28 protein-coding genes, 1 tRNA gene and 1 pseudogene are annotated in these 25,701 nt (G+C 69.0%); 16 read left to right on the plus strand and 14 right to left on the minus strand.

The window, feature by feature from the left end; translation table 11 throughout:
- A pseudogene (locus tag WBP48_RS00255) lies at positions 1 to 200 on the minus strand (FHA domain-containing protein FhaB/FipA); the annotation flags it as partial.
- A complete protein-coding gene (locus tag WBP48_RS00260) occupies positions 197 to 925 on the minus strand; it encodes an FhaA domain-containing protein (protein ID WP_424434342.1) in 729 nt (242 codons plus the stop codon). The gene WBP48_RS00260 and the pseudogene WBP48_RS00255, both read right to left, overlap by 4 nt.
- A gap of 142 nt (positions 926 to 1,067) precedes the next feature.
- Between WBP48_RS00260 and WBP48_RS00265 the strand changes: the two genes are divergently transcribed.
- Both WBP48_RS00265 and WBP48_RS00270 read left to right on the plus strand, forming a co-directional pair.
- A tRNA-Leu gene (locus WBP48_RS00265) sits at positions 1,068 to 1,151 on the plus strand.
- A gap of 107 nt (positions 1,152 to 1,258) precedes the next feature.
- Positions 1,259 to 1,543 (plus strand): ribbon-helix-helix domain-containing protein, encoded by a 285-nt coding sequence (locus WBP48_RS00270; RefSeq protein WP_424434344.1) that lies wholly within the window; start codon positions 1,259 to 1,261, stop codon positions 1,541 to 1,543.
- Positions 1,544 to 1,624: 81 nt separating this feature from the next.
- Here WBP48_RS00270 and WBP48_RS00275 read toward each other — a convergent pair whose 3' ends face one another.
- Positions 1,625 to 3,070 (minus strand): DUF222 domain-containing protein, encoded by a 1,446-nt coding sequence (locus WBP48_RS00275; protein WP_424434347.1) that lies wholly within the window; start codon positions 3,068 to 3,070, stop codon positions 1,625 to 1,627.
- Between the two features lie 315 nt (positions 3,071 to 3,385).
- Here WBP48_RS00275 and WBP48_RS00280 point away from each other — a divergent pair, with 315 nt between their 5' ends.
- Both WBP48_RS00280 and WBP48_RS00285 read left to right on the plus strand, forming a co-directional pair.
- Positions 3,386 to 4,561, plus strand: coding sequence for an ABC transporter substrate-binding protein (locus WBP48_RS00280; RefSeq protein ID WP_424434350.1), 1,176 nt, complete (start codon positions 3,386 to 3,388; stop codon positions 4,559 to 4,561).
- A gap of 98 nt (positions 4,562 to 4,659) precedes the next feature.
- Positions 4,660 to 5,622, plus strand: a complete 963-nt coding sequence (locus WBP48_RS00285; protein WP_424434353.1) for a hypothetical protein — start codon at positions 4,660 to 4,662, stop codon at positions 5,620 to 5,622.
- 16 nt (positions 5,623 to 5,638) lie between these two features.
- Here the strand turns inward: WBP48_RS00285 and WBP48_RS00290 are convergent, their stop codons facing one another.
- Positions 5,639 to 7,147, minus strand: a complete 1,509-nt coding sequence (locus WBP48_RS00290; RefSeq protein WP_424434356.1) for a class I adenylate-forming enzyme family protein — start codon at positions 7,145 to 7,147, stop codon at positions 5,639 to 5,641.
- A gap of 118 nt (positions 7,148 to 7,265) precedes the next feature.
- Here WBP48_RS00290 and WBP48_RS00295 point away from each other — a divergent pair, with 118 nt between their 5' ends.
- Entirely contained in the window at positions 7,266 to 8,807 is a 1,542-nt protein-coding gene (locus WBP48_RS00295) for an amidohydrolase family protein (RefSeq protein ID WP_424434359.1), read from the plus strand.
- An 18-nt stretch (positions 8,808 to 8,825) separates the two neighbouring features.
- Here WBP48_RS00295 and WBP48_RS00300 read toward each other — a convergent pair whose 3' ends face one another.
- The 3 genes from WBP48_RS00300 to WBP48_RS00310 all read right to left on the minus strand — a co-directional run bounded on the left by WBP48_RS00300 (position 8,826) and on the right by WBP48_RS00310 (position 11,415).
- A complete protein-coding gene (locus WBP48_RS00300) occupies positions 8,826 to 9,782 on the minus strand; it encodes an ABC transporter permease (RefSeq protein ID WP_424434362.1) in 957 nt (318 codons plus the stop codon).
- Entirely contained in the window at positions 9,782 to 10,552 is a 771-nt protein-coding gene (locus tag WBP48_RS00305; protein ID WP_424434365.1) for an ABC transporter ATP-binding protein, read from the minus strand. The genes WBP48_RS00300 and WBP48_RS00305 overlap by 1 nt, the downstream gene beginning before the upstream one ends.
- A gap of 221 nt (positions 10,553 to 10,773) precedes the next feature.
- Positions 10,774 to 11,415 (minus strand): GntR family transcriptional regulator, encoded by a 642-nt coding sequence (locus tag WBP48_RS00310; RefSeq protein WP_424434368.1) that lies wholly within the window; start codon positions 11,413 to 11,415, stop codon positions 10,774 to 10,776.
- Between the two features lie 282 nt (positions 11,416 to 11,697).
- Between WBP48_RS00310 and WBP48_RS00315 the strand changes: the two genes are divergently transcribed.
- On the plus strand, positions 11,698 to 11,904 hold the full coding sequence (locus WBP48_RS00315; protein ID WP_424434371.1) for a cold-shock protein: 207 nt from the start codon (positions 11,698 to 11,700) through the stop codon (positions 11,902 to 11,904).
- Between the two features lie 122 nt (positions 11,905 to 12,026).
- On the opposite strand, the gene WBP48_RS00320 is transcribed toward WBP48_RS00315, so the two are convergent.
- A complete protein-coding gene (locus tag WBP48_RS00320; protein WP_424434374.1) occupies positions 12,027 to 12,713 on the minus strand; it encodes an HAD hydrolase-like protein in 687 nt (228 codons plus the stop codon).
- A 168-nt stretch (positions 12,714 to 12,881) separates the two neighbouring features.
- A complete protein-coding gene (gene nucS / locus WBP48_RS00325; RefSeq protein WP_424434377.1) occupies positions 12,882 to 13,577 on the minus strand; it encodes an endonuclease NucS in 696 nt (231 codons plus the stop codon).
- Between the two features lie 55 nt (positions 13,578 to 13,632).
- Here nucS and WBP48_RS00330 point away from each other — a divergent pair, with 55 nt between their 5' ends.
- Positions 13,633 to 13,986, plus strand: coding sequence for a GNAT family N-acetyltransferase (locus tag WBP48_RS00330; protein ID WP_424434380.1), 354 nt, complete (start codon positions 13,633 to 13,635; stop codon positions 13,984 to 13,986).
- A gap of 75 nt (positions 13,987 to 14,061) precedes the next feature.
- Here WBP48_RS00330 and WBP48_RS00335 read toward each other — a convergent pair whose 3' ends face one another.
- On the minus strand, positions 14,062 to 14,622 hold the full coding sequence (locus WBP48_RS00335) for a TetR family transcriptional regulator (RefSeq protein ID WP_424434383.1): 561 nt from the start codon (positions 14,620 to 14,622) through the stop codon (positions 14,062 to 14,064).
- 77 nt (positions 14,623 to 14,699) lie between these two features.
- Here WBP48_RS00335 and WBP48_RS00340 point away from each other — a divergent pair, with 77 nt between their 5' ends.
- Positions 14,700 to 14,936: a hypothetical protein gene (locus WBP48_RS00340; RefSeq protein WP_424434386.1), complete on the plus strand. Its 237-nt coding sequence runs from the start codon at positions 14,700 to 14,702 to the stop codon at positions 14,934 to 14,936.
- Entirely contained in the window at positions 14,933 to 15,187 is a 255-nt protein-coding gene (locus WBP48_RS00345) for a hypothetical protein (RefSeq protein ID WP_424434388.1), read from the plus strand. Before WBP48_RS00340 ends, WBP48_RS00345 begins: the two co-directional genes overlap by 4 nt.
- Before the next feature lie 128 nt (positions 15,188 to 15,315).
- On the opposite strand, the gene WBP48_RS00350 is transcribed toward WBP48_RS00345, so the two are convergent.
- From WBP48_RS00350 to WBP48_RS00360, 3 genes are all read right to left on the minus strand, one after another.
- Positions 15,316 to 15,579 carry a Txe/YoeB family addiction module toxin gene (locus tag WBP48_RS00350; protein ID WP_424434391.1) on the minus strand — a complete coding sequence of 88 codons (264 nt, stop codon included), beginning with the start codon at positions 15,577 to 15,579 and terminating at the stop codon, positions 15,316 to 15,318.
- Positions 15,576 to 15,827, minus strand: a complete 252-nt coding sequence (locus WBP48_RS00355) for a type II toxin-antitoxin system Phd/YefM family antitoxin (protein WP_424434394.1) — start codon at positions 15,825 to 15,827, stop codon at positions 15,576 to 15,578. Before WBP48_RS00355 ends, WBP48_RS00350 begins: the two co-directional genes overlap by 4 nt.
- Before the next feature lie 215 nt (positions 15,828 to 16,042).
- Positions 16,043 to 17,266, minus strand: a complete 1,224-nt coding sequence (locus WBP48_RS00360) for an MFS transporter (protein WP_424434397.1) — start codon at positions 17,264 to 17,266, stop codon at positions 16,043 to 16,045.
- Positions 17,267 to 17,324: 58 nt separating this feature from the next.
- Here WBP48_RS00360 and WBP48_RS00365 point away from each other — a divergent pair, with 58 nt between their 5' ends.
- From WBP48_RS00365 to mnhG, 7 genes are read left to right on the plus strand one after another with little or no spacing between them, the layout of a single operon-like run.
- A complete protein-coding gene (locus WBP48_RS00365) occupies positions 17,325 to 18,389 on the plus strand; it encodes a LacI family DNA-binding transcriptional regulator (protein ID WP_424434400.1) in 1,065 nt (354 codons plus the stop codon).
- Between the two features lie 51 nt (positions 18,390 to 18,440).
- Positions 18,441 to 21,377: a Na+/H+ antiporter subunit A gene (locus WBP48_RS00370; protein WP_424434403.1), complete on the plus strand. Its 2,937-nt coding sequence runs from the start codon at positions 18,441 to 18,443 to the stop codon at positions 21,375 to 21,377.
- Positions 21,374 to 21,940 (plus strand): Na(+)/H(+) antiporter subunit C, encoded by a 567-nt coding sequence (locus WBP48_RS00375; RefSeq protein ID WP_424434406.1) that lies wholly within the window; start codon positions 21,374 to 21,376, stop codon positions 21,938 to 21,940. The genes WBP48_RS00370 and WBP48_RS00375 overlap by 4 nt, the downstream gene beginning before the upstream one ends.
- Positions 21,937 to 23,520 (plus strand): Na+/H+ antiporter subunit D, encoded by a 1,584-nt coding sequence (locus WBP48_RS00380; RefSeq protein ID WP_424434409.1) that lies wholly within the window; start codon positions 21,937 to 21,939, stop codon positions 23,518 to 23,520. Before WBP48_RS00375 ends, WBP48_RS00380 begins: the two co-directional genes overlap by 4 nt.
- The gene (locus WBP48_RS00385; RefSeq protein ID WP_424434412.1) at positions 23,517 to 24,077 is read left to right on the plus strand and encodes a Na+/H+ antiporter subunit E; all 561 of its coding nucleotides are present in this window, start codon (positions 23,517 to 23,519) and stop codon (positions 24,075 to 24,077) included. The genes WBP48_RS00380 and WBP48_RS00385 overlap by 4 nt, the downstream gene beginning before the upstream one ends.
- The gene (locus tag WBP48_RS00390; RefSeq protein WP_424434415.1) at positions 24,074 to 24,340 is read left to right on the plus strand and encodes a monovalent cation/H+ antiporter complex subunit F; all 267 of its coding nucleotides are present in this window, start codon (positions 24,074 to 24,076) and stop codon (positions 24,338 to 24,340) included. The genes WBP48_RS00385 and WBP48_RS00390 overlap by 4 nt, the downstream gene beginning before the upstream one ends.
- Positions 24,337 to 24,693 carry a monovalent cation/H(+) antiporter subunit G gene (gene mnhG, locus WBP48_RS00395; RefSeq protein WP_424434418.1) on the plus strand — a complete coding sequence of 119 codons (357 nt, stop codon included), beginning with the start codon at positions 24,337 to 24,339 and terminating at the stop codon, positions 24,691 to 24,693. Before WBP48_RS00390 ends, mnhG begins: the two co-directional genes overlap by 4 nt.
- 33 nt (positions 24,694 to 24,726) lie before the next feature.
- Here mnhG and WBP48_RS00400 read toward each other — a convergent pair.
- Positions 24,727 to 25,701 (minus strand): phytoene desaturase family protein (locus WBP48_RS00400; protein WP_424434421.1); only part of this gene is annotated, 975 nt, incomplete at its 5' end.

Here is a 25,701-nt window from a genome sequence, read left to right on the forward strand (position 1 = left end):
GGGGTGGTGGGAGCGGATGCGGGTGGGGGCGCGGGGGTGGATGCCGCGGGCGCGGCGGCGGCCGGCGCCGGGTCGGGGAGCTTACGCACCTTCACGCCGAACAGGTCGGCGCGCAGCGAGTACACGATGGCGAACACGAAGAACCACAGCAGGATCAGAAAACCGATCTGCAGCAGCAGGAGGGTCAACTCGCTCGTCATCGGGCGGCTCCCTGTCCATTGGGTCCATTGAGTCCATTGGGTCCATTAGGTCTGGGCGGGGTGGCCTGGGCGACGACGTGGAAGGTGATGTCGGTGCGGCCGATCGTGATGACGGAGTCCGGCGGCAGCGGTGCCTCGGAGACCTTGACGCCCCCGAGCTCGGTGCCGTTGGTGGAGCCGAGGTCGCGGACCATTGCGCGCTCGCCGTCCCACAGGATCTCGACGTGGCGGCGGCTTGTCCCGGCATCCGGGATCGTGATGTCGGCGTCACTGCCGCGACCGATCACGGTGCGGCCCTTCGCGAGGGGGTAGCGCTTGCCGGCGATATCGACGACGCCCCGCCAGGCGACCTGTCCCGCGGCGGTCTGCGAGCCGATGCGCAGGGTGCCGGTGGGCAGTTGCTCGTCGGCGGCGAGTGAGATGGTCACGGGGCCTGCGAAGCTGAAGCCCTGCGCCTTGGCGTGCTTCTTCACGAGAGCGAGCAGCTCGTCGTCGAGGGTCGAGCCGAGGGAGCGCATGCGCTCGGCATCCGCCGGCGCGAGCCTCACTTCGAAGGCATTGGGTGCGAGGATGCGGTCGCGGCTGACGACGACGGCCTTCACGTCGAGCTCGCTGCGCAGGGCTGCGGCGATCTCGACGGGCTGAATGCCGCTGCGGAAGGACTTCGCGAACGCGCTGTTGACCGCGCGCTCGAGACCCTTCTCGAAGCTGTCCAGTAGTCCCACGGGGCTCCTCAGGCTCGCCGACCGGTGCTCACATGCTAGTTGCACAGCCTGAAGGAGCCTGCATACGCGCCCGCGCAGCACCCACGCCGACCGTGATATCCTCGGAAAGTTGAGTACGCGTCATCTCCGGATGCCGCGACTCGCGCGAGTGGCGGAATAGGCAGACGCGCTGGCTTCAGGTGCCAGTGCCCGAAAGGGCGTGGGGGTTCAACTCCCCCCTCGCGCACAGTAGGAAAATGGCTCTGACCAGGAGTATTAAGCTCCAGGTCGGGGTCATTTTTCGTTGACGCGCCATCGGGATAGGATTGAGTCCTATCGAAGCGAGGTTCGATCATGCGCACGACGAAGCAGCTCAGCATCACCCTCCCCACGAACATGGCCGAGGCGCTGAAGGAGCGCGTGACTTCTGGCGCCTACGCGAGTGAGAGCGAGGTCGTCCGCGACGGCTTGCGCGCCCTGTTCGCCCGCGAGGAAGCCATCGAGACGTGGCTGCGCACCGAGGTCGTCGCCTCCTACGACGAGCTGCGCGCCGACCCCTCGCGCGCGATCAGCGCGGCCGACATGCGCGCGCACCTGGCCGAGCTGCACGCGCAGCGGCTCGCCGAGCGCGACTCGTGACCCGCCGCGTGGGCTGAGGAGAGCTGATCCGACCGGTATCCGCGGTCTGGACCGACACCGGCCCCCGGGGTGGTCCGTCCTCTAGAAGGGTGGCGGGTCGAGGTCTGTCTGGTGGCCCGTGGGGCTGACCCAGGAGAGCCCAGTGGTGTCGGGGTCTTGATGCAGGCTCCAGAGCGTCTCGTCTTTGACGGGGTGGTGGGCTGCGCATTCCGGGGTGAGGTTGGCGCGGCTCGTGGTGCCTCCGTCTGCCCAGCGGATGCGGTGGTCGAGATCGCACTTCTCGGACGGTCTCTGACAACCGGGGAACGCGCAGGTCGGGTACTGGATGCGGATCAGCCGCTTCAGATCCTCCGGGACCTTGTATGCCCGGCGGTCGACGTCCATGACGGTTCCCGTCACCGGGTGGGTGAGCACGCGGATCCAGCTGTCAGCGTTCGCCGCGAGCCGTTTCGCGGTATCGAGGTCGATCGGCCCGTAACCGTCGAGGGTCGCGGGCTCGTCGGTGTGTCCCAGCAGGGTGAGTACGGGGATCGTGATCCGGACGGTCGGCACGATACCGAAAGCCGCCCCGCCGAACGACGCACCGCTGTGGTCTTTGGCTTCTTTCGCCGCCGCGTGCGCACCCCGGAAGAACACGTCCCGGAACGCGTCCACCCGCAGCTGCGCTTTCGTGCGGGTCTCCCCGTCTGCGTCGGCGAGGTGGGTGGCGAGGTCGTCGAGCTGCGCGTCGATCGCGTGGGCGTCGGCGGCGGTAAGGATCGCGGTGACCTGCGCCATCCCGTCGAGCAGCGGGTCCACCCAGACGCGCCGGCCGTCGGCGGCGCGCTTGTGGCGTTGCTGCAACGGTTCCCGGTGGGCGCGCTCACGAGCAGCCCGGGCACGCGTGCGGAACCTGCCCGGCGCCACTGTCGCCGCAATCCGGCAGATCGCCTCGTCGAAGGTCGCCCACGACGCGGGGTCATCGTCCGGGAGAGACGCGGCCAGCTCCGCCGTGGTGCCGACGTTCTGCTCCGACACCTCTCCGGCAAGCGCAGCTTCCCACACCCGAGGGGTCCGTGCGGACAGGACGCCGGCCCGGCGCGCCCGGTTACGGACCTGATTGTCGGTCAGTCCGACGCGGACGCCGATGTCGGCCGCTGCCGCGCGGACGGCGAGGTTGCGGCGACGGGCACGCACCGACGCGACCGTCTCACCCTTCCGCGGCTGCCACAGCGGATCCAGCGTCGGGTCGGGTCCCACCCACGGAACCGGATCGGCCGCCGCGCGCGTCAGGATCGAGTGGAACAGCGCATCTTGCTCAGCCACCGCCGCGCGTGCATGCCGGACGACACCATCGACGTCGAAGATGTCCTGCGCGGCCCGCACTGCCTCGTGCAGGGCCGCGTATTCGGCCGACTCCGAACGGACGTCCTCGTCGTCCCACTCGTCCGGTGCCGCAACGTCATCGTCCGCCCACGCGCCCGGATCCGCCCAGAACTCCGCCTGCGGATCGATGTCCGCCGACGGGGTGATGAACCGGATCTCCATACCCCGACACTACGAGGGACCACCGACATTGCTGCCGCCGCGCGGGGCATGCACCGCACCGCACCGCACCCAGCCCCCACCCTCACCGCTCGCCCCGCTCCCAGGCGGCCTGACCTAATCAAGCCATGACGGGTTCCGGCGGTTGTGGCGTGTTTCGGAAGTCCCCACAATGGAGACCGCAGCACCGCAGCACCGCAGCACGTCACCTTCCGGCACCACCCGAAATCATCCACCGCATCGCATCGACGCAAGGCGGGTCGCCGTCGCCGTGCGCGGTCGTCGCCCCCTCGTGCGTCCCCACGACGGGAGAACCTCATGCACAGCACCCTCACGCGCTCCGTCGCGCTCACCACTCTCGCCGCCGGCGCCCTGGTCCTCGCGGGCTGCAGCGGCTCGACGCCGGAGTCCGGCGGCGCCTCCGACGGAGCCTCCGAAGCCCCCATCGGCGCGATCGACCTCGCAGCCGCGGGCTGCCCGGCCGATGTCCGCATCCAGACGGACTGGAACCCCGAAGCCGAGCACGGGCCGCTCTACGAACTGCTCGGCGAGGACTACTCCTTCGACACGAGCGTCAAGTCGCTGACTGGGCCTCTCATGGCATCGGGAGAGTACACCGGCGTCGACGTGACGATCCTCGCCGGGGGACCGGCGATCGGATTCGCCTCGCCGACGACCCAGCTCTACACCGACGACTCGTTGCTGCTCGGCTACGTCGGCACGGATGACGCCATCAACGCCTACGCCGACCGCCCCACGCTCGCCGTCCTTGCGCCGCTGGAGAAGGACCCGCAGATGATCCAGTGGGACCCGGCGACCTACCCCGACGTCACCTCCATCGCCGACCTCGGCACGCAGGACATCACGATCCGTACCTTCTCGGGCCAGACCTTCATCGACTGGTTCATCGGCAGCGGGATCGTCTCGGCCGACCAGGTGGACAGCACCTACGACGGGCTCCCGGCGACCTTCATCGCCGAGGGAGGCAAGGTCGCCCAGCAAGGATATGCCTCGGCCGAGCCCTACATCTACGAGCACGAGGTGCCGGAGTGGGGCAAGCCGGTCGACTACCAGTTGATCTACGACGCCGGCTTCCAGCGGTATGCCCAGACGCTCGCCGGCAAGCCCGACGTGATCGAGGCGAACTCCGACTGCCTCAAGGCGCTCGTGCCGGTGCTGCAGCAGGCGACCGTCGACTACTACGCGTCGCCGGATGCGGCCAACGCCATCATCCTCGCCGCCGTCGAGGCGTACGACACCGGCTGGGTCTACAGCCAGGGCGTCGCCGACTACTCGGTCGAGACCCAGGTCGACGAAGGCCTCGTCGGCAACGGCAGTAACGACACCGTCGGTGACTTCGAGGCGGATCGGGTCTCGACCCTGTTCGACCAGGTCGCGCCGATCTACAAGGATGCCGGCATCACCATCCCCGACGGGTTCTCGCCCGACCAGTTGTACACGAACGAGTTCATCGACCCATCCATCGGGTTCTGAGTTCCCGGGTCTTTCCCCGCGAGACGGGCCGGTCGATCCCGACGACCGGCCCGTCGTCGTGCGCCGGGACGCCGCACACGCATGGATAGGGTGGCTCCATGTCGCCGGACCAGTTCGTGCTGCTGACCACCGCGTTGCGGGGACGCACGCGGGATGCCGCGGATCTCGCTGAACTGCTCGGTTGGGAACCCGGACGCGTCGCCGCCGTGCTGGGCGAGCTCGATCGCGAGAACTACATCGACTTCGACGGCACGAGCATCTTCTACCACCTGCCGGATCGCCGCATTGCAGAGCACGTCGTCGGCGAGCTCGACGCCGAGCGGGCGCGCTTCGAGCAGACGATCGGCCGGGTCCGCGAACTCGCCGAACAGCTGCCTCCGGTGATGCAGAACTGGTGGATCGGGGAATCGTCGCACGCCTACGCGTTGCGGGTGGAGACCATCCACGCCCCGCACGCCGGTGACGAGCTCTGGCTGCGACAGGTCAAGCGCGGCCTCCCGGCGCGCTCGGACTGGGTGCTCCCGGCGGGCCTGCCGCTGTCTGACGCCTCGGCATCCTTCGACCAGCGCCGCCTCGACCTCGTCGCCGACATCACGGCGGCCGGTGGCGAGGTGCGGTGGATCGTCACGCCGGAGGTGATCGCTGACCGTGAGCAGGGCGATCGCCTGATGCCGTTCCGCGAGGCAGGTGTCGCGCTGCGCGTGCTTCCGGACCCGCCGAGCTGGTTCTGGCTGCACGACCGTGAGGTGGCGTGCATTCCGCTCGAGTGGGGGGCATCGGCGCCGACGAGCGCGAGTCGGGTCGAGGATCGCGCCATCGCGACCGCGGTCGGGGCACTGTTCGACCGGCTCTGGGATGCCGCGCAGGAACTCGATTCCGAAGCAGGGGACTGGGTGCCGTTGCTGCGCCTCATGCGGGAGGGCGCAACGCTCGAGACGGCGGCCCGCGTGCTCGGCATCTCGTCGCGCACGGCGGGGCGCCGGGTCTCGGCGGCGATGGACCACTACGGGGCGCACACCCTCTTCGGCCTCGGTGCCGCCTGGGGCCGCGCGGGGGGCTAGCCGGGCTGGCCGTTCGTCAGCTGAGCAGGTCGCGCAACTGGGCGCGCGCGATCTTTCCGGTCGGCGTCATCGGCATGGCCTGCACCGTCGCGAACTGCAGTGATTCGACGGGGTAGCCCGGTGTCGCCGCGACAAGGTGCGTGCGCAACGCGTCCTCATCGAGCGCGTCGTCTTCGGCATCCGCGACAAGGACCATCACCGCCACCGCGGCGGTCGCACGGTCGCGTTCGAGGCCGATGAGCGCGACCTCGGCGACCTCGTCGCGTGTCAGCAGCGCTTCTTCGACGTCGCGCGGGAACCACAGCCCGGCATCGGTCTCGACGAGCTCGGCGCGGCGGGCGCGCATCGTGATCCAGCCGTCATCGTCGATGACGCCGAGGTCGCCGGTGTGCAACCATCCGCCGGCCAGCGCCTCCGCCGTCTTCTCGGGCTTGCCCCAGTAGCCGTGCATGAACCCGCCCCGCAGGGCGATCTCGCCGAGTCGTCCGGTCGGCAGCGGTGCACCGTCCGGTCCGAGCACGCGCACTTCCTTGTCGGGCAGCGCGGGTCCGATCCGCTGCGACTCGTCATCGCGCGGGATCGGAAAGCCGAGGGCGACGAAGCCGCCGAGTTCCGACTGGCCGTAGCTCTCGACGAGCGGGATGCCGAGTTCCCGCGCGAACGCGCGCCGCAGCGTCGGCGGAACGGGCCCACCGCCGGAGACCGCGATGCGCAGGTCGGGGGTCGGCGCTCCGGCCCGCGCGCCGTCGAGCACCTCTTGCAGCAGGGGCGGATTGCCGACGAGCACGGTGGCCCCGGCATCCCGCATCGCGGCGAGACCGGTCTCGGCCGTCCACCATCCCATCACATTGCTCGTCGCGCCGACCGCGAACTCGGGGAGCAGGTTGGCGACGAGCTGGTACGAGCTCGAGAGTGCGCTCGGGCCGAACGAGACGTCGGCGGCGGTGATGCGCAGCCGCTCGCCGATGACCCGCGCGGCCGTGACGGTCGGCTCGTGCATCAGGGCCGCGCCCTTGGGCCGTCCCGTCGTGCCCGAGGTGTAGGAGAGGTGTGCGATCGCGGTGGGTTCGGTCGCGATCGGGACGGACGCGTGCGCCCCGGCGACGAGCTCGCCGAGACCGATGGCGCCCTCCTGCTCGCCGTCCATGCACACGAGGGCCCGGACCGAAGGAGCTCCGGCCGCTGCGGCGCGCACCTGGTCGGCGATGTGGTGGGTGAAGACCACGACGGTGGGCTCGTGGTCGGCGAAGTAGTAGTCGAGTTCTTCGGCGAAGCGCACGTTGACGAGCGCCGGGATGGCGCCGAGGTGCCAGCAGCCGAAGAGGGTCGTGAGGTAGTCGAGCCCGTTGTAGGCGATGATCGTGACCCGGTCGCCGGGCCGCACACCGAGCGACGCGAGCGCGGCGGCCGAGGCGGCCATGGCCTCGACGGCCTCGGCATAGGTGAGCGTGCGATCGCGGTCGACCCATCGGACCGCGGGGGCCGTGGGCGTGCGTTCGGCGGCATCGAGCAGGAGTCCGTGCATGAGCATTCTCGAAGAATGGCATGCTCACGTCACGTCCGTGTTTCATGAGGTTGGCGACATGTGGACATGTCGGCATCCGGCCCGGGCACCACGGGAGAGGGATGGTCATGATGGGCTCATGGGCATCCTCATCAAGAACGGGCGGGTCACCGTGGGCGACGCGGCGGGAACCGTCCACGAGCGCGCAGACGTGCTCGTGCGCGACGGACTGATCGCCGCGGTCGGCCCGGATCTCGTCGCGGCCGAGGGGGACGAGATCATCGACGCCTCCCGGTCGCTCGTGCTGCCCGGTTTCGTCGACGCGCACATGCATTCGAACGAGGGTTTCGAGATGGGGCGCTACGACAATCTGCCACTGGAGCTCTGGCTCGCCGAGGTCTACCCGCCGACCGGGTCGCCCGCGCTGACCTGGCGCGACCACTATCTGCGGGCGATGCTCGTCGGCATCGTCTCGGTGCGGTCGGGCGTGACCATGCTGCAGGACGACGTCATCTCCATGGCCTTCGACCCGAACGCCGTCGACGCGACCGCGACCGCGTATCGCGACCTGGGGCTCCGAGCCAACATCACCTCGTCGATGTGGGACGAGAGCTTCACCGGGAGTCTGCCCTTCGTCTCCGATCTGCTGTCGCCCGAGCTCGCGACGGAGTTCTCGGCACCGACTCGGCTCGACTGGCGTGACCAGCTCGACCTGTATCGGGATCAGGTCGCGCGGTGGAACGGGCGGGATGCCGACGGGCACGATGCCGCGGGCGAAGACGGCATCCGGATCATCCTCGGCCCCTGCGGACCGCAGCGCTGCACGGACCGGCTGCTCGAGGAGGTCGCGGCGATCTCCGCAGCGGATGATGTGCCGATCCACTGCCACGTGCTGGAGACCCGCACTCAGGCGGTCACGGGCCAGGTGCACTACGGTCGCACACTCGTCGAACGCCTGCGCGACCTCGGCGCGCTGACGAGCCGACTCACGATGAACCACGCGATCTGGCTGACGCCGCACGACATCGAGCTCATGGGCGAGGCCCAGTGCGCGATCACCCACAATCCGCTCGCGAACCTCAAGCTCGGGTCGGGCACGGCGCCCGTCCGGCGGCTACTCGCAGCCGGGGTCACCGTTGCCCTCGGCTGCGACGGGGTCGCGTCCGCCGATACCGCCGACATCTTCGCCGCCATCAAGCTCGCGTCGATGGTGCACAAGGTCGGCACGACCGACTACCGGGAGTGGATCGGCGCCGAAGACGTCTACCGCATGGTCACCCTCGGTGGCGCGCGCTCGGCGGGTCTTCAGGATCGGATCGGCACGATCGAGGTCGGCCGCGACGCCGACATCATCCTGCTCGACCGCGATGATTGGGGCTTTCTTCCGCTGCACGACGAGCGCCGTCAGCTCGCGTTCAGCGTCGGCTCGGAGGCCGTGCAGACCTCGATCGTGCGCGGCCGCGTCGTATTGCGCGATCGCCGCCTCGCGCTCGTGGACGAGGATGCGCTGCGAGCCGAGATCGCGGAGGCCGCCGAACGCTTCCGTCGCGATGTCACCCCGGAGCTGTCCCGGGGAGCTGCGATCGTGCGCCCCGCGCTCGACGAGATGTACGCGCGCGCGATGGCCTGGGGGCCACTGCCGCTTCCGGTGGGGAATCCCCGCTTCGACGGGCCGTTCTGAGCCCTGAGGAACCTCGGCTCAGCCGAAGTCGTACCACTTGCCGACGGCTCGGCGACCGAGCCAGCCGAAGAACAGGAAGATGACGACACCGAACAGTGCCGCAGCAAGAATCGCGGCGAACAGTTCGGGAGCCTGCAGGCGGGACTGATAGGTCGCGATGAGTCCGCCGATGCCTCGTTCACCGCGCTGAAAGAAGAAGTCACCGACGACGGCACCGACGATTGACAGGCCGGCCGAGGTACGCATGCCCAGGAAGATCGAGGGGAGCGCGGTGGGGAACTCGAGCTTGCGCAGCATGACCCACCTGCTCACCTTTTGCAGCTGGAACAGCTCGCGTTGCCCGCGATCGACCGACTGCAGACCGAACAGCGTCGTCGACACCATCGGGAACAGGGCGATGAGCACGCACACCACGACGCGGGCGAAGAACTCGTAGCCGAACCAGAACCCGATGAGCGGAACCACGGCGAGAATCGGTATGGATTGCAGGATCACGGCGTAGGGAAACGTCGTGCGCTCGACCCATTTCGCGCGGTTCATGACGATCGCCCACGCGACGCCGACGATGATCGCCACGACGAGCCCGACGAGCGCGACCTGTGCCGATACCCACAGTGCCGCGAGGATGTCGGGTCCGGTCTTCGGGTCGAAGTACACGGCGAGCACCTGCTCGGGTCGCGGCAGGAGGAACCCGCGCGTGCCGAGGGCGGCGTTGACGATGTAGACCACGACGATGATGAGGGCGAGCAGGACGAGCGGCGGCAGCCAATAGCTCGTCTGCGTCCAGATGGGCAGCGCGCGCCGGGGTCGCGCCCCGGAAGCGGCACTCGCCTCGGAAGCGGCACTCGCCCCGCCGGAGACCGCGGCATCCGTCGCTGCGAGCGCCGCCGCGCCGACCTCGGGGGCGATCGTCTCGGCGGCGATGAGGCCGGAATGTTCGGGTTCGGTGTCTGCTTCGCGCGCGTTCGTGGTCATCAGTGGTGTCCTTCCCGCAGGGCGTGCGAGATCTCGCCGACGAGGCGCGCGAACTCTCCCGTGTAGCGGATCTCGGGATCGCGCGGCATGTCGAACGGCACCTCGAACTGATCGACGATGCGACCGGGGCGGCCCGACATGACGACGACTTTGGTCGAGAGGTAGACCGCCTCCGACACCGAGTGCGTGATGAACAGGCCCGCGAAGTGGGTCTCGGTGAACAGTCGTATGAGTTCGTCGTTGAGGCTCTCGCGCGTGATCTCGTCGAGCGCGCCGAACGGCTCGTCGAACAGGAAGAGCTCGGGCTCGAGCGTGAGTGAGCGTGCCAGCGACGCACGCATGCGCATGCCGCCCGACAACTGCCGAGGCAAGTGGCTCTCGAATCCGGTCAGCCCGACGAGTTCGATCGTCTCGCCGGCCTTCTTGCGACGCACGGCCTTCGGCTGCTCATTGAGCTCGGCGAGCAGTTCGACGTTCTCGCGGACGGTGCGCCAGGGCAGCAACGTCGCGTCCTGGAAGACATACCCGATGCGGTCGGTCGACATGACCGCTTCGCCGTCGCTGGCGGTCTCGAGTCCGGACGCGATGCGCAGGAGCGTCGACTTGCCGCACCCCGAAGGTCCGACCACGGTGACGAATTCGCCACGCTTGACGGTGAGGTCGACACCGCGGAGGGCGACCGTTCCGCCAGGGAAAGTCATCTCGACATCGCGGAAGCTCAGCAGTGTCTTTGTGTCGATCGCGGCATCGGTCGGGGCAACGGTGCTCATGCGAATACCCGGTCTCTCGTTGGGCGGCTTGGGGCGGCGTCGGGCGCGACATCGACCGTGCACACGGTCGATGGGGAGTCGGGGCACTCCAGCGAGGTGCAGGCGGTACGGTCACCGCGGCGGCCGTACCGCTAGGCTAGCGAGCACTCGTTTCGGCGACGTAACACCGCCATTTCCTTCGAACGGAGCGGCCCTCCCAACGGAGCGGCCAGAACGCCGACTCAGACCACCCCGTGCAGCATCCGAAGCGTCCGCTCGGCACCGTCGGCATCCCGTGACGCGACTTGCGCGCGCAGCAGATCGTAGCCTTCGGCCCGCGAGATCGGCCCGGCGATGAACGGCACCCAGCCGCGCAGGTTCCGCTCGATCGCGAGGGCGGCCTCACGGATGAAGCCGATGAAGATCGTGTTGCCAGTCGCTCGGGTGACCGTGGTGAACAGCACCGTCGATCGTTCGAAGACCCCGAGCGGGTCGGCTTCGTGGACGCTCTCGATGACGGCATCCAACTTCTCCAGGATGTCCGCCACTTGCTCCTCGCTTGCACTGAGCAGGGCCATGCGGAGGGCATTCCCCATGAAGTAGGCCGTGAAGACGCCGGTTTCATCGCGCATGCGGTCGTTCGGATCGGACACCCGGGTATAGCGTCCGACCGCGATCTCGACGAGCCCGAATCGTTCCAGGCGCTGCAGCGCTTCGCGCACCGGCGTGCGGGAGACGCCGAGCTGCGCGGCCAGATCGACGTCACGCAACTGCTCACCGGGCCGAAGCGTGCCGTCGAGGATGGCCGCTCCGATGCACGCATAGACCTCATCACTGAGGATCATGCCGCCGCGGAGCCGGACAGGAGGAAGCGTTGTGGACATCGCGCACTCAGTGTACGACGCGTGGAGCAGGAACGCGGATCCGGTAGCCATGGTACCGAGTACCACGGAGCGGTCCTCGTCGTGGCATGGCCCGCGTGTTATGCAACGTTTATGTCACCAATATCGCCACTGTCGAGCGCGGGTCGGCGCGGAACCGTTAGCGTGGGACCGGCGGCGCAGTCGCGTCGTCTTCGCACGTCAGCTTTTCAGGGGCGCGGCCGCGCCGTGGGGCGAGGAAACCTGCCTCGGGAAGGCGAGACTTTCGCATCAGTAAGGCAGTTCATGGCAACGCAGGGCACCGTCAAGTGGTTCAACTCGGAGAAGGGCTTCGGGTTCATCGCCCCGGATGAGGGCGGCGCAGACGTGTTCGCGCACTACTCCGCGATCCAGTCGAGCGGCTACCGTTCGCTCGAGGAGAACCAGCGCGTCGAGTTCGAGATCGCACAGGGCCCCAAGGGCCTGCAGGCGGAGAACATCCGCCCGCTGTAATCAGGTCGCGGCCCGCCGGGTGCCATCGGGGTACTCCGGCGAGCCGTCGGCATCACGGGTGCCGCGCTCGCGCGGTCCTCGGTTGCGTCGCTCCTCGGACGCGTCGTCGTGCGGCTCGGGGATCAGTCGTCGAGCGGTTCGGGAACCAGGAGCACGGCGCGCAACTCGTCGGGTGTGTCGACGACTCTTGTCGCGCCCTCCGATTCGTGCGGCCAGCTGAATCCCCAGCGCACGAAGATCACCGGCACGCCGTTCGCAGCGCCGCCGTCGATGTCGTGATGCCGGTCGCCGACGAGCACTGGACGAGTCGTATCGGCTCCTGTCGCCGCCAGTTGGCGCAGCGCCTCCGCAACGATGGCGGCCTTGTCGGCCAGTGTCTTCTCGTCCGGCGTCGCGCCGACGATCGCCTGAAGCGACGGTGCGAGGTCGAAGTGCTCCATCAGCGCAGCGACCTGGATCTCTGGCTTGGAACTGGCCGTCGCCTGGGGGATGCCGGCGCGTGCGAGTTCGGTGACGAGGTCCGCCATCCCCGGGTAGAGGCGCGCACCGGTCGTGTAGCCGTCGGCGCGGCCGATCGTGCGGTAGTACGCGACGGCCTCCGCAGATTCCTCCGGTGACATGCCGACGTTCTTCTGGAACGACTCGAACATGGGCGGTCCGATCCAGTGCACGAGCTCTTCGCGCGTGGGTGCCGGCTTGCCGAAGTGGGTGAGCGCGAGCGCGAGACGCCGCAGAATCCCCTCCGACGCGTCGACGAGAGTGCCGTCCACGTCCCACAGCACGCACGTCCAGGGTGATCTCGAAGCCATGGTTCCAGCCTATGGGTGGGATGCCGGGGGTCTCGCCGCGGTGCCGCCGTCAGCGACTTGCCGTGTTTGGTCGTCGCGGGGTTGTGGATGCGGCCATTCCCGGCAAGTCGCGCTCGTCAGTCAGGGTGGGACCGGGGCGCTGGGGTTCGCGAGAGCGCCCGCGAGGCGCTAGAACAGGCGAGGGATGCCGGACTCGACGCCCTTCATGCCCTCGTAGTCCAGCGTTACGCACCGGATGCCGCGGTCGGCTGCGAGCACCTTCGCCTGCGGCTTGATCTCCTGAGCGGCGAACACTCCGCTCACCGGCGCGAGGTGGGGGTCGCGGCCCAGCAGTTCGAGGTAGCGGGTCAGCTGCTCGACGCCGTCGATGTCGCCGCGCCGCTTGACCTCGACGGCGATCGTGCCGCCGCCGGGCGCGCGCAACAGCAGATCGACGGGGCCGATCGCCGTCGGGAACTCTCGCCGCACGAGCGTGAGGCCGTCGCCGATCACATCGACCTGCTCGGCGAGCAGCCGCTGCAGGTCGGCTTCGACGCCGTCCTTCTGCAGGCCGGGATCGATGCCCAGCTCGTGAGCGGAATCGTGCAGCACCTCGTAGATGCGCACGAGGAGCGCGTCGCCGCTCTTGGCGTGCGTGACCCGCCAGTGCTCGATGACGCCGGCCGCGCGCGACTCGGCATCCGGCTCTTCCACCGTCAACGTGCAAGGCGGGCTCATCCAGTTCAGCGGCTTGTACGACCCGCCGTCGGAGTGGACGAGGAGTGACCCGTCGCTCTTGTGCATCAGCAGGCGCGTCGCGAGCGGCAGATGGGCGTTGAGGCGGCCGGTGTAGTCGACGGAGCAGCGGGCGATGACGAGACGCACTGTTCAAGTCTGACAGGCGGCGGTGGATGCTCGGAGCGGCGAGTAGCGTGTACCGATGAATGGGCTACGAACGCGAAGGATCACCGTCGAGGACGAGCTGCGCGTCGGCAGCGGTGTCGTTGCGATGGGCGGCGCGAGGATCGTTGCCGCGGTTCGCTGGACGGTGGAGAACGGAACCGTTCACATCGGACGGATGACGGTTGCCCCGGATCAGCAGGGCAAAGGGCTCGGAACCACGCTTCTCCGCGTGGCCGAGCATGATTCGGAGGCGACGCGTGCCGAGTTGTTCACCGGCCACTTGAGCTGGGCGAACATCAGGCTCTACGTGCGCGAGGGCTACGCCGAAACCAGACGCGAGGCACTGCACGACGGCGTCGAACTCGTCTACCTCGCAAAGCGGCTCTCGTAGCGAAAGTCTCGTCTACGCGGAGCGACCAATTGCGCCCGCAAACCGCGACCGAAGCGGGAGTCGTGGCGCGCGCCGTCAGCCCAGGACCCGCTTGAGCTCGCCCAGGGTGTCGTCGAGGTGCGCGACGAACGGGCGCTCCTGTTCGTCGGAGAGCCAGGCGGCGAAGGCGAGCTGGAATGCCGCGACGCCGCTCTGCACCGCGAGCGAAGCCGCGAGAGGATCGACGCCGCGCGCTGTCACGGCGGCGCTGAGCGCGTCGGCCAGAGCGACCTGCTTGAGCGATTCGCGTTCCCGCAGGGCGGGACTCGAGTCGATGACCCGCTGGCGGATCCGCGACTGCGGGCGCCGCTCGAGCGGGAAGAAGTCCGCTCCCCCGCGAAGGGCCGCTTCGACGAGTCCGATCGGAGTGGTCGCGTCCGACGCGGCGAGGGCGTCGAGGAAGTAGGCGTGATAGGCGGCGTGGTTCACGAACAGCACTTCGCGCTTGTCGGCGAAGTAGCGGAAGAACGTCCGCTCCGTGACGCCCGCGGTCTCGGCGATGTCGGCGACCGTGACCGCGTCGAACCCGCGCTCGACGAACAAATCGAGCGCGGCCTGCTTCAGCCGGCCTTCCGAGCCGGCGAGCCAACGCGCCATGTTCTCCATGCTAGCGATGACAGACTCTGACATGGCGTGCTAGTCTGATGTCATACACTGACATTAAGGATGCCGACATGAGAATTTTCGTGACCGGAGCCAGCGGATGGATCGGCTCGGCCGTCGGCCGTTCGCTGGGGCTGGAGCCCGTCTCGATCGACCCCGCGGATGCCGTGGCGCACTTCGGCTTCATCGGCGGGTTCTTCGGCGCCGACGTGGTCGCCTCGAGCACGGCGACCCGTGCGGCCTACGACTGGCATCCCACCGGCCCGACGCTCGTCGGGGACATCGAGAACGAGGCATACGCGCAATGACCCCGCCGCCCCGCTGGAAGCTGGCGATCCTCACGTGGATCGCGGTCTATCCTCTCATCACGCTGCTGCTCCTGCTGCTGGGCCCGCTCATCGTGGGCATGCCGGTGCCCGTCGTGACGCTGATCCTCTCGGTCACGCTCGTCACCCTGCTGAGCTTCATCGTCATGCCGCTGCTCACGCGTGCGTTCCGCGGCTGGCTTCATCCGCAACGTCGGCAGGACACGCAGGCAGCGGGCGCGCCGGAAGGCTGAATCGCTTCCGCCCGACCCCGCCCGCCGGAGCCGCGGCCAGTGCGCCGACTCGCGGGCAACTCAGCTTTTCAGAGGCGCTGCCGCGCCGCGGGGCAAGCAAATCTGTGTCACGTCACGGGACTTTCGAGTTAGTAGTGGAAACGGCACTGATGGATCACGAGCCGCCCGTCGCGGACCTCGTAGACGAGCCGATGCTCCCTCGTGATGCGCCGGGACCAGCGTCCGGTGAGGTTGCCGCGCAGCGGCTCGGGCTTGCCGATCCCGCTGAAGGGCGTCGCAAGGGCCGACTCGATGAGCTTGTTGATCCGGTCGCGGACCCTCTTGTCGTTGCGGTCCCACCACTCGTACTGCTGCCAGGCGATCTCCGCCCATTCGAGGTCGTCCTCGGTCACGATCGCAACAGCCCGCGGCGGACCGTCTGACCCTCCTCCACCTGGCGCTGCGCCGTGGCGAGAGCGGCGGCATTCGCGGGGCTGCTCAGGAGATGAAGCGTTTCGATCAGCGAGTCGTACTCGTCGCGGGAAACGAGCACGACGTCACCCGCCTTCCGCGAGATGATGAGTTCGACGCGGTCCTCGATCACCTGGTCGAGCGCCCGGCCGAAGTTCGCGCGGGCCTGGCTGACGGTCATCGAGTTCATGGGGTCCATCCTACCCCGTGTACCTGATCTGGTACAGAGATGCGGCGCCTCGGCTCAGCTCTTGATGGGCGCTGCCGCGCCACTCCTCATCTGACACCGAGTGCGCCGGTTGTGGACGAGTGCGCCGGTTGTGGACGCGCAATGACCGGCACACTCGGCGGAAACGGGCTGACTCGGCGGCGGGGCTGGGCCTGACGAAGAGGGGTGTGCCGCGCTCAGCGCGCCCCGGCGCCCACCTTCGAGCCCGCGATCGGCGCCGCGGCGCCCGAGGCGAAGCCGCTCATCGCGATGAGCGCGACGATGATCCACAGGGTGTTCAGGATGCCGATCTGGTGGCTGATCCAGCCCAGCACGGGCGGTCCGCACAAGAACGCGATGTATCCGATCGTCGCCGCCGCCGACACGGATGCCGCGGCCTTGCTCGGGTCGTCCGCCGCGGCGGACATGCCGAGGGGGAACCCGAGCGAAGCGCCCGCGCCCCACAGGGCGATCCCGACGAAGGCGATCGGCAGGTTCGGCGCAAGAATGAACACGATCAGGCCCGCACCCGCGGCGATCGCGAGGATGCGCAAGGTCCAGACTCGGCCGATCCGGTCCACGATGGGTCCGCCGATCATCCGGAACACGGTCATCGACACCGAGAAGACCGTCAGCGCGATCGCGCCGACCGCCTCGACCTGGCCGTGCCCGTCGACGACGGCGATAGTCAGCCAGTCGTTGGCGCTGCCCTCCGCGAACGCCATGCCGAGGACGATCGCGCCGATCGCATAGGTGCGCGGGTCGCGCCACACCGCGAGCGCAGCCGTCAGCCGCTCGCGTCGCGTCGGCGTCTCGGCGGGACCGTCGTCGGCGAGGTCTCGGGCCGGGATGAACCGCAACGAGACGACGCTGACCACGAGGCCGACCGCGGCCGCTGCGCCGAGGTGCCAGGTCGCGCCGACGTCCCAAGACGCCATCGCGACTCCGATGCCGGCGCCGGCAACCGTTCCGAGGCTGTAGAACGCATGGAACAGCGGCATGAGGGTGCGTGCGAACGCCTGTTCGACGGCCGCTGCCTCGACGTTCATCATGACGTCGGTCGCCCCGAAGCACAGCCCCATGAGCGCGAGCCCGATCACCGCGATCGGATACGAGACAGCCGCGTCCACGCCGACGGCGGCGATCACGAGTCCCACGGAAATGCCGACCAGCGTGACCGAAAGACCGCGCCTGGCACCCCACCGCGCAACGATGACGTTCGCCGACAGCACGCCGGCCAGCGAACCCGCCCCCATCGCGAACAGCAGGATACCGACCTCGAAGTCGCCGATGCCGAGGTTCTGCTTCACCGCCGGCAGGCGCGATGCCCATGAGGCGAAGACGAGACCGCACAGCAGGAAAAGAGCGAAGATCGCCGTGCGCCAATGCACGAGTCGCACGCGCGTCAGGGTGGAGCTCACCCGGAGAGTCTACCGAATCGATTCGACGGGTGTCTCGCCGCGGCGTTACCATCGGCAGATGTCGAACCGTCGCGCAACGATCGCCGACGTCGCCCGTGAGGCGGGGGTCTCGCCTTCCACGGCGTCGGTGGTCTTCAGCGGCAAGACCCCGGTCTCCGTCCCCACCCGCCAGAAGGTGCTGGACGCCGCTGCCACCCTCGGCTACACCGGACCCGATCCCCGCGCGGCCTCGCTGCGCCGCGGACGCAGCGGCATCGTCGCCGTCGTCGTCGGCTCATCGTTGAACCTCATGTTCCTCGACCCGGTGCAGCGCCTGATGATGGACGGTCTCGCCGAAGCCGTCGCGCCGCTCGGCGCGGGACTGCTGCTGCTGCGACGCGATGCCGCCATCGACAGCGCGAACGCGCCCACCCTTATGACGGCGTCGATCGACGCCGCCGTGCTCATCGGCTGCGACGCGTCGCTGCGGGACACACTGCCCGACGTGCGGGCCCGCGGCATCCCCGTCGTCGTCGTCGAGGGGGATGCCGGCTTCGACATCCCCCGCGTCGTGCTCGACAATCGTGAGGCACAGCGCCGCGCGGCCGAGCATCTGCGGGATCTCGGGCACACGAAAGTCGTGATCGCGGCGCTGTGGCAGGATGCCGCCGGGACGCGCGGGTGGATCGCTCCCGGCGCCGACGTCACGATCGACGTCACTCGTGACCGGCTGCGCGGTGCGCGCGAGGTGTTTCCCTACGCGCCGGCGTACGCGACGGCTCACAGCTCGATCGACGAGGGCTTTGCGGCCGGCCGTGTGCTGTTCGCCGACGCGGGGGACCGGGACGACCTCCCGACCGCCGTCATCGCGCAGAGCGATCTGCTCGCGGCGGGAGTCATCCGCGCCGCAGCGGAGGCGGGGCTGCGTGTGCCCGAGGACGTCAGCGTGACCGGGTTCGACGGCGTGCCGGTGGACGGCCTGGCCCCGTATGAGTTGACGACGCTCTCCCAGCCGGCCACGGACAAAGGCCGCGCCGCCGGCGCTGCCGTCGCAGCCCTGCTGGACGGCCGTATCCCGGCATCCGTCCTGCTCACGTCGACATTCCGCCACGGGAATACAACCGCTCCGCCGCCGCCCCGCTGACCGGCCGGTAGACTGGGACTCCGACCCCCCGCGACCCGTCAGGAGGCCAGTTTGCTTGCGCTTCTGGCCGCGTTCGCGGTCCTGCCGCTGGTGTTGCCGTGGCTCTACGGCCGGCTCGGGCCACGTGTCTTCCTCGTTGCGGCGCTCCTGCCGATCGCGGCGTTCGCGCACGCACTGCTGCTGACCTCCTCGGTTCTGAGCGGACCCGTGCCGACGGAGTCGGTCGCGTGGATCCCCCACCTGGGCATCGATCTGTCGATGCGCATGGACGTCCTCGGCTGGGTGCTGACGCTCATCGTCACCGGTGTCGGGGCGCTCGTACTCATCTACTGCCGGTGGTACTTCGACGGCAACAAAGCGGGTGTCGGCATGTTCAGCGCCGTGCTGCTCGGCTTCGCCGGCGCGATGTACGGACTCGTGCTGACCGACGACGTCATCGTGCTGGTGATGTTCTGGGAGATCACCAGCATCCTCTCCTACCTGCTCATCGGCTTCTATCACACGCGCGGCGCGAGCCGTCGCGCCGCGCTGCAGGCGCTGCTCGTGACGACCCTCGGCGGGCTCGTCATGTTCGTCGGCGCCGTCATCCTGTCGGTGCTCTACGGCACCCACAGCCTGAGCGCGATCATCGGCGGAACCGCAGCGCTGCAGCCCGGCGGCGAAGGGCTGCTGAACGTCGCGATCGTGCTGATGCTCGTCGGCGCGCTCAGCAAGTCCGCGATCTTCCCCTTCCACTTCTGGCTGCCCGGCGCCATGGCAGCTCCCACGCCGGTGAGCGCGTACCTGCACGCCGCAGCGATGGTGAAGGCCGGCATCTACCTCATCGCCCGGCTGGCTCCCGCCTTCGCCGACAGCGAGCCGTGGCGCCCGATCGTCATCGGACTCGGACTCTTCACGATGCTGCTCGGCGGGCTGCAGGCGATGCGCGAGTCCGACCTCAAGCGCATCCTCGCGTTCGGCACGGTGAGCCAGCTCGGCATGCTCACGGTCGTGCTGGGCTACGGCGAACGCGACTCCGCGCTCGCCGGCCTCGCGCTCCTCGTCGGCCACGCCCTGTTCAAGTCGGCGCTGTTCCTCGTGGTCGGCGTCATCGACCGGCAGCTGTCGACGCGCGACATCGGCGAGCTCTCCGGCGTCGGCCGCCAGGCCCCGACGCTCGCCGTGTTCTCGATCGTCGCGGTCGCGTCGATGGTGGGCCTTGCGCCCACCGTCGGGTTCGTCGCGAAGGAGGCCGCGCTCACCTCCCTCATCGAAGGCGGCAGCGCACCCGTCGCGATCATCCCCCTCGTCGGTATCGTGCTCGGATCCATGCTGACCACGGCATACGGCCTGCGGTTCATCTGGGGCGCGTTCTGGAGCAAGAAGGATGCCGACGGCGCGCCTCGTGCCGCGACGGAATGGCCCGACCCGCCGTTGGGCTTCCTTGCCGCACCGATCGTGCTGTCGGGCCTCACGGTCGTCGCCGGATTCGCCGCGCCGGTGCTCGATGCGGCGTTCTCGGGCTACGCCGACACCCTTCCGAATCCGCACGGCGACGAAGCGCATCCCTACCACCTCGCGCTGTGGCACGGGCTCGAGCCCGCGCTGTTCCTCTCGCTCGGCAGCATCCTCGTCGGTGCGGGGCTGTTCTGGATGAGCTACCGACGCGGGCGAGCGCTTCGCCGCATGCTGCCGTTCACCGCGGCCGACGCCTACAACGCGGTCCTGCGGGGTGTTGCGCGGCTGGCGGTGTGGACGACGACGTCCACGCAGCGCGGATCGTTGCCGGTGTACGTCGGCACGATCTTCGTGGTCTTCGTCGCAGCCCAGGGCACGGCCCTGCTTGCTAGCCCGGATTGGCGTATCTCGCTGGATGCCTGGCAGACGCCGATGCAGCTGATGGTCGCGCCGGCCATGATCGTGGCGGGCATCTTCGCGGTGCGCGCGCGCAAGCGCTACACGGGCGTCGTGCTCGTCTCGGTCACAGGCCTCGGCATGGTCGCGCTGTTCGCCACGAGTGGTGCGCCGGATCTCGCGCTGACCCAGATCCTCGTGGAGACGGTGACCCTCGTCGCATTCGCCCTCGTGCTGCGGCGGATCCCGGCTCGCCTCGGGGAGCACAACGCGTCGGTCTGGCCTGTCGCGCGCGCGGTGCTGGCCCTCGCGGTCGGCGCGACCATGGCGATGGTCGCGATGGTGGCCACCGGCGCACGCGTGGCAGAGCCCATCTCCGATCGCTTCCCCGAGCTCGCCTACGAACTGGGCCACGGCAAGAACGTCGTCAACGTCGCCCTCGTCGACCTGCGCGGCTGGGACACGATGGGCGAACTGTCGGTGCTGATCCTGGCGGCCACCGGTGTCGCGTCACTCGTCTTCGTGACGCACCGCTCCGATCTCATTTCGCGGACGATCGCCCCGCTGCCGACCGGCGCCACCCGAACGAGACGCCCGCTGATCGAGACGGCAGAGGGACCGCGACCCCGCAGCGCCGATATGCGCAGCACGCATCAGGCGTGGCTCGTCGGGGGACAGCGGGTGCGCCCCGAGAACCGCTCGATCATGCTCGAGGTGATCGTCCGCATCCTCTTCCACACGATCATCGTCGTCTCCATCTACCTGCTGTTCGCGGGACACAACCTGCCCGGCGGTGGGTTCGCCGGCGGACTCGTGGCGGGCATGGCCCTCGTCATGCGCTACGTCGCCGGAGGGCGTTACGAGCTGGGAGCCGCGGCTCCCACCGATGCCGGGCGTCTGCTCGGCGCCGGTATGACCCTCGCCGTCGCCTGCGCCGTCGTGCCGCTGCTGTTCGGCGCCGCGCCGCTGACGAGCTGGTTCTGGGAGGCGGAGCTCCCGGTCGTCGGGCACGTCGAGTTCGTGACGTCGACGCTGTTCGACATCGGGGTGTACCTCGTCGTGATCGGCCTCGTGCTCGACGTGCTGCGCTCACTGGGCGCCGAGGTCGATCGTCAGACGCAGGGCCTGCGCGATCGGGGGGTGAGCGTGGCATGACGGTCTCGATCGTGCTCATCGTCATCATGGCGGTGCTGTTCGCCGCCGGCGTCTACGCGATGCTGGAACGCAGTCTCACCCGCGTGCTCATCGGGTTCCTGCTGCTCGGCAACGCCACGAACCTCTTCCTCCTCGTCGTGATGGGACGTCCCGGCGAGGCGCCGTTCTTCGGTGACGGCGACGCGGACGACATGAGCGACCCGCTGCCGCAGGCGCTCACACTCACGGCCATCGTCATCACGTTCGCCGTCTCGGCATTCCTCCTCGCTCTCATCTACCGGTCGTGGCAGCTCGGCCAGGCCGACATCGTCCACGACGACGAAGAGGACCTCGCCGTGCGTGACCGCGGCGGTGTCGATGACCACCAGATGGACGACGAGACCTCGATCGAGGACGAGGACGACGATGCGACGACCGACTTCATCGGCACCGAAACCGCCCCCATCAGGGTGCTGAGTCACCGCGACCTCGACGGCATCCTCGACGACGCGCCGATCGACCGCCCGCGTCACGCACGCGAAGACGGACGGGGCGGCGGCGACGAAGGAGGGACGCCGCGGTGAGCGCCCTCGTTCCACTCCTCGTCACCCTGCCATTGCTGGGTGCGGCCATCGCGCTGATCTTCGGACGTGCGCGCCGTGTGCAGGTCGGCGTCTCGGTCGTGACCCTCACCCTCGTGCTCGCGATCGCGGCAGTGCTGCTGTACAGTGTCGACTCGACGGGGCAGGCGCTCGCCGTCTCGGTCGGCGGCTGGCCGGTTCCGTTCGGCATCGTGCTGTACGTCGATCGGCTCGCAGCGCTCCTCGTCGTCATCTCGAGCGTCGTGCTGCTGGCCGTCCTCCTCTTCTCGGTCGGTCAGGGCGCCGCCGACGGCGACGACGATACGCCCGTCACGATCTTCCACCCGTCATACCTGATCCTCGCGGCGGGCATCTTCAACGCGTTCATCGCCGGGGACCTCTTCAACCTCTACGTCGGGTTCGAGATCCTGCTCGTGGCCTCGTACGTGCTCATCACGCTGGGTTCGACCGAATCCCGCATCCGCACCGGCGTCGTGTACATCGTCGTCTCGCTCGTCTCGTCGATCCTGTTCCTCGCCGCGATCGCCGCGATCTACGGCGCGCTCGGCACCGTCAACATCGCACAGCTGTCGGAGCGGATGGCCGAGTTGCCGCAGCCCACTCAGCTCGTGCTGCACCTCATGCTGCTGCTGGCGTTCTCGATCAAGGCGGCCGTCTTCCCGCTGTCGTTCTGGCTGCCCGACTCGTACCCGACCGCCCCGGCACCGGTGACGGCGGTGTTCGCGGGCCTGCTGACCAAGGTCGGCGTGTACGCCATGATCCGCACCGAGACGCAGATCTTCCGCGACAACGACGTCAACACGCTGCTGCTGATCGTGGCGCTCGCCACGATGATCGTCGGCGTGCTGGGTGCGCTGGCGCAGGCCGAACTGAAACGCATCCTGTCGTTCACGCTCGTCAGCCACGTCGGCTACCTCGTGTTCGGGCTGGCCGTCGCGACGCCGGTCGCCCTCGGCGCGACGATCTACTACATGGTCCACCACATCGTCGTGCAGACGACGCTGTTCCTCGCGGTGGGCCTCATCGAGCGGCGGGCCGGCTCGACCTCGATCCTCAAGGTCAAGGGCCTGATGCGCGCCGCTCCCGTCATCGCGGTGCTGTACTTCCTGCCTGCCGTCAACCTCGGCGGGTTGCCGCCCTTCTCCGGGTTCATCGGCAAGTTCGCGCTGTTCGACGCCGCGGCCCAGGTCGGCACGCCTCTCATGTACACGCTCGTCGTCGGCGGTGTCGTCACATCGCTCTTGACGCTGTACACGCTGATGCGCGCGTGGAACCTCGCCTTCTGGCGCGAGGACGACGACCACGCCGAGGAACCCGCTGTCGTCGAGCGCATCTCGTACCTCGGCGACGCGCCGGCCGCCGACGAGCAGGGCGGCCGTCGAGCCATCCCGCGCATCATGACGACGACCACGGCGGGAATGGTCGCCGTCACCGTCGCGCTGACGGCGTTCGCAGGCCCGCTCTACCAGCTGTGCGCGACGATCGGAGACTCGCTCGCGACGCCGATCTCCCTGGTCCAGCTCCAGCAAGAGGCCGAGTCGGAACAGGGGGCGCAGCGATGAGCCCGACGGCGAAGGCGGCCGCGGTGGCGGTGTGGCGCCAGCTTCCGTTCTTCGTGTGGCTGGTCGCGCTGTGGATGCTGCTGTGGGGACAGTTCACGGTGCTCGCCGTCGTCACGGGAATCGTCGTGGCCGTCTTCGTGACGCGCGTGTTCCGGTTGCCCGCCGTCGAGTTGTCGGGCCGCGTGAACCTCTGGTACGGCGCGGTGTTCGTCGTGATGTTCTTCCTCGCCGTGCTGCGCGGGTCGTTGCTGGTGGCCTGGCAGACGATCAATCCGGTGCGCTACCCGGGCACCGCCATCATCGCCGTGCCCCTGCGCACCGACGACGATCTGATCATGACGCACGTCGGGGTCACGGCATCCCTCATTCCCGGCTCGCTCATCGTCGACATCGATCGTGACCGCCGCATCCTGTACCTGCACGTCATCGGAGTCGACAGCGACAGCGACGTCGCCTCCCAGCGCGAGTCGGTGCAGCGCTGGGAGGCGCGCATCGTCCGCGCGGTCGGCTCGCGCGCACAGCTGGAGGCGATCCGCAGCGGAGGGGGGACCCGATGACCGTACTCATCGTCGTCATCTACGCAGCGTTCTCGATCGCAGCGCTGCTCACGCTGTGGCGGATCATCATCGGGCCGTCGATCCTCGACCGCGCCGTCGCGTCGGATGTGCTGCTGACGCTCGTCATGTGCGCGCTCGGCGCCGACATGGTGATCCACCATCACACCCGCACACTGCCGGTCCTGCTCATCATCGCCGCGGTGGGCGTGTTCGGCTCGATCGCGATCGCCCGGTTCGTCGCGAGGAAGGACGGCGCCCGATGAATGAGATCCTCGACCTGGTCGCTCTCGTGCTGGTGCTGATCGGAGCGTTGCTGTGCGTCACCGCGGCGATCGGTCTGCTGCGCTTCCACGACGTGCCCACCCGCCTGCACGCGGCCACCAAGCCGCAAGTGCTCGGGCTGGTGCTCATCTGCATCGCGATCGCTCTCGCCATGCGATCGTGGTCGGTTGTGGCCTTTCTCGTGCCGATCGTCGTGATCCAGTTCGCGACGGCCCCGCTGTCGGCCCATATGGTCGGGCGCCAGGCCTATCGCAACGGCACGATCGACGAGCGGTCGCTGTATGTGGACGAGCTTGCCGAAGCCCGGCGGACGCCGCCCGCCGCCGGGGGCTGAGCCGGCGCGGTCTCGGCACGGTCTCGGCGCGATTCAGGGCGAGAGCGACGGCGTATGCCGGATGCCGAACTCGTGTCGCAGGACGCTGCGCGCCGCGAACCACCCCGACTGGCCGTGGACGCCCGGCCCGGGCACGGTCGACGCTGCGCAGAGATAGACCCCGCGCATCGGGGTGCGCCACGGATCGGTTCGCAGCACCGGCCGCGCGAGCAACTGGCTCAGCGTGGCGGCGCCCGCCCCGATGTCGCCGCCGACGTAGTTCGGGTTGTGCTCCTCGAGCGCGGTCGCGGTCGCGCTGCGCGACGAGATGATCACGTCGCGGAAGCCCGGTGCCACCTCCTCGATCGCCTGCGTGATCGCCTCGGTCCGGTCGAGGGCGGATCCCGTCGGCACGTGCGTGTAGGTCCACAGCGCGTGCGCCCCGCCGGGAGCGCGAGTCGGGTCGAACACTGAAGGCTGCGCCACGAGGACATAGGGGGATGCCGGGTGTCGCCCGGCCAGCACCGCATTCTCCGCCGCGGCGATCTGCTCGCGTGTGCCGCCGACGTGCACCGTGCCGGCACGCGCGATCCGCGCGTCGGCCCACGGCACCGGACCCGACAGCGCGAAGTGCACCGTCGCCGCGCCGCTGCCGTAGCGGAACCGTTGCAGCGCCCGACGATAGCTCGTCGGCATCCGTCCCCTGCTCTCTCGTCGACCGCCGGCGAGACGGACGAGCGCGCGTGGCGTCACGTCGAGCACGATGGCGCGCGCCGTGAGCTCGTCGAGCGAGCCGACCTCGTGCTCGGTGACGATCTCACCGCCGTGGGCACGCAGGTCGGCGGCAAGGGCATCCGCGATCTTCTGCGACCCGCCGAGCGGGAGGGGCCAGCCGGCCGCGTGCGCGTGCGTCTGCAGGGCGAGACCCGCCGCCGCGGCGACCAGACTCGGCTGCCGTACGATGGCGTGCGCCGCGACGCCCGTGATCATCGCCGGTGCCGTGCGGCCCGTGAAGCCCGCGTTCCACAG

The sequence above is a fragment of the Microbacterium sp. genome (assembly GCF_049661145.1).
Classification (GTDB): Bacteria; Actinomycetota; Actinomycetes; order Actinomycetales; family Microbacteriaceae; genus Microbacterium.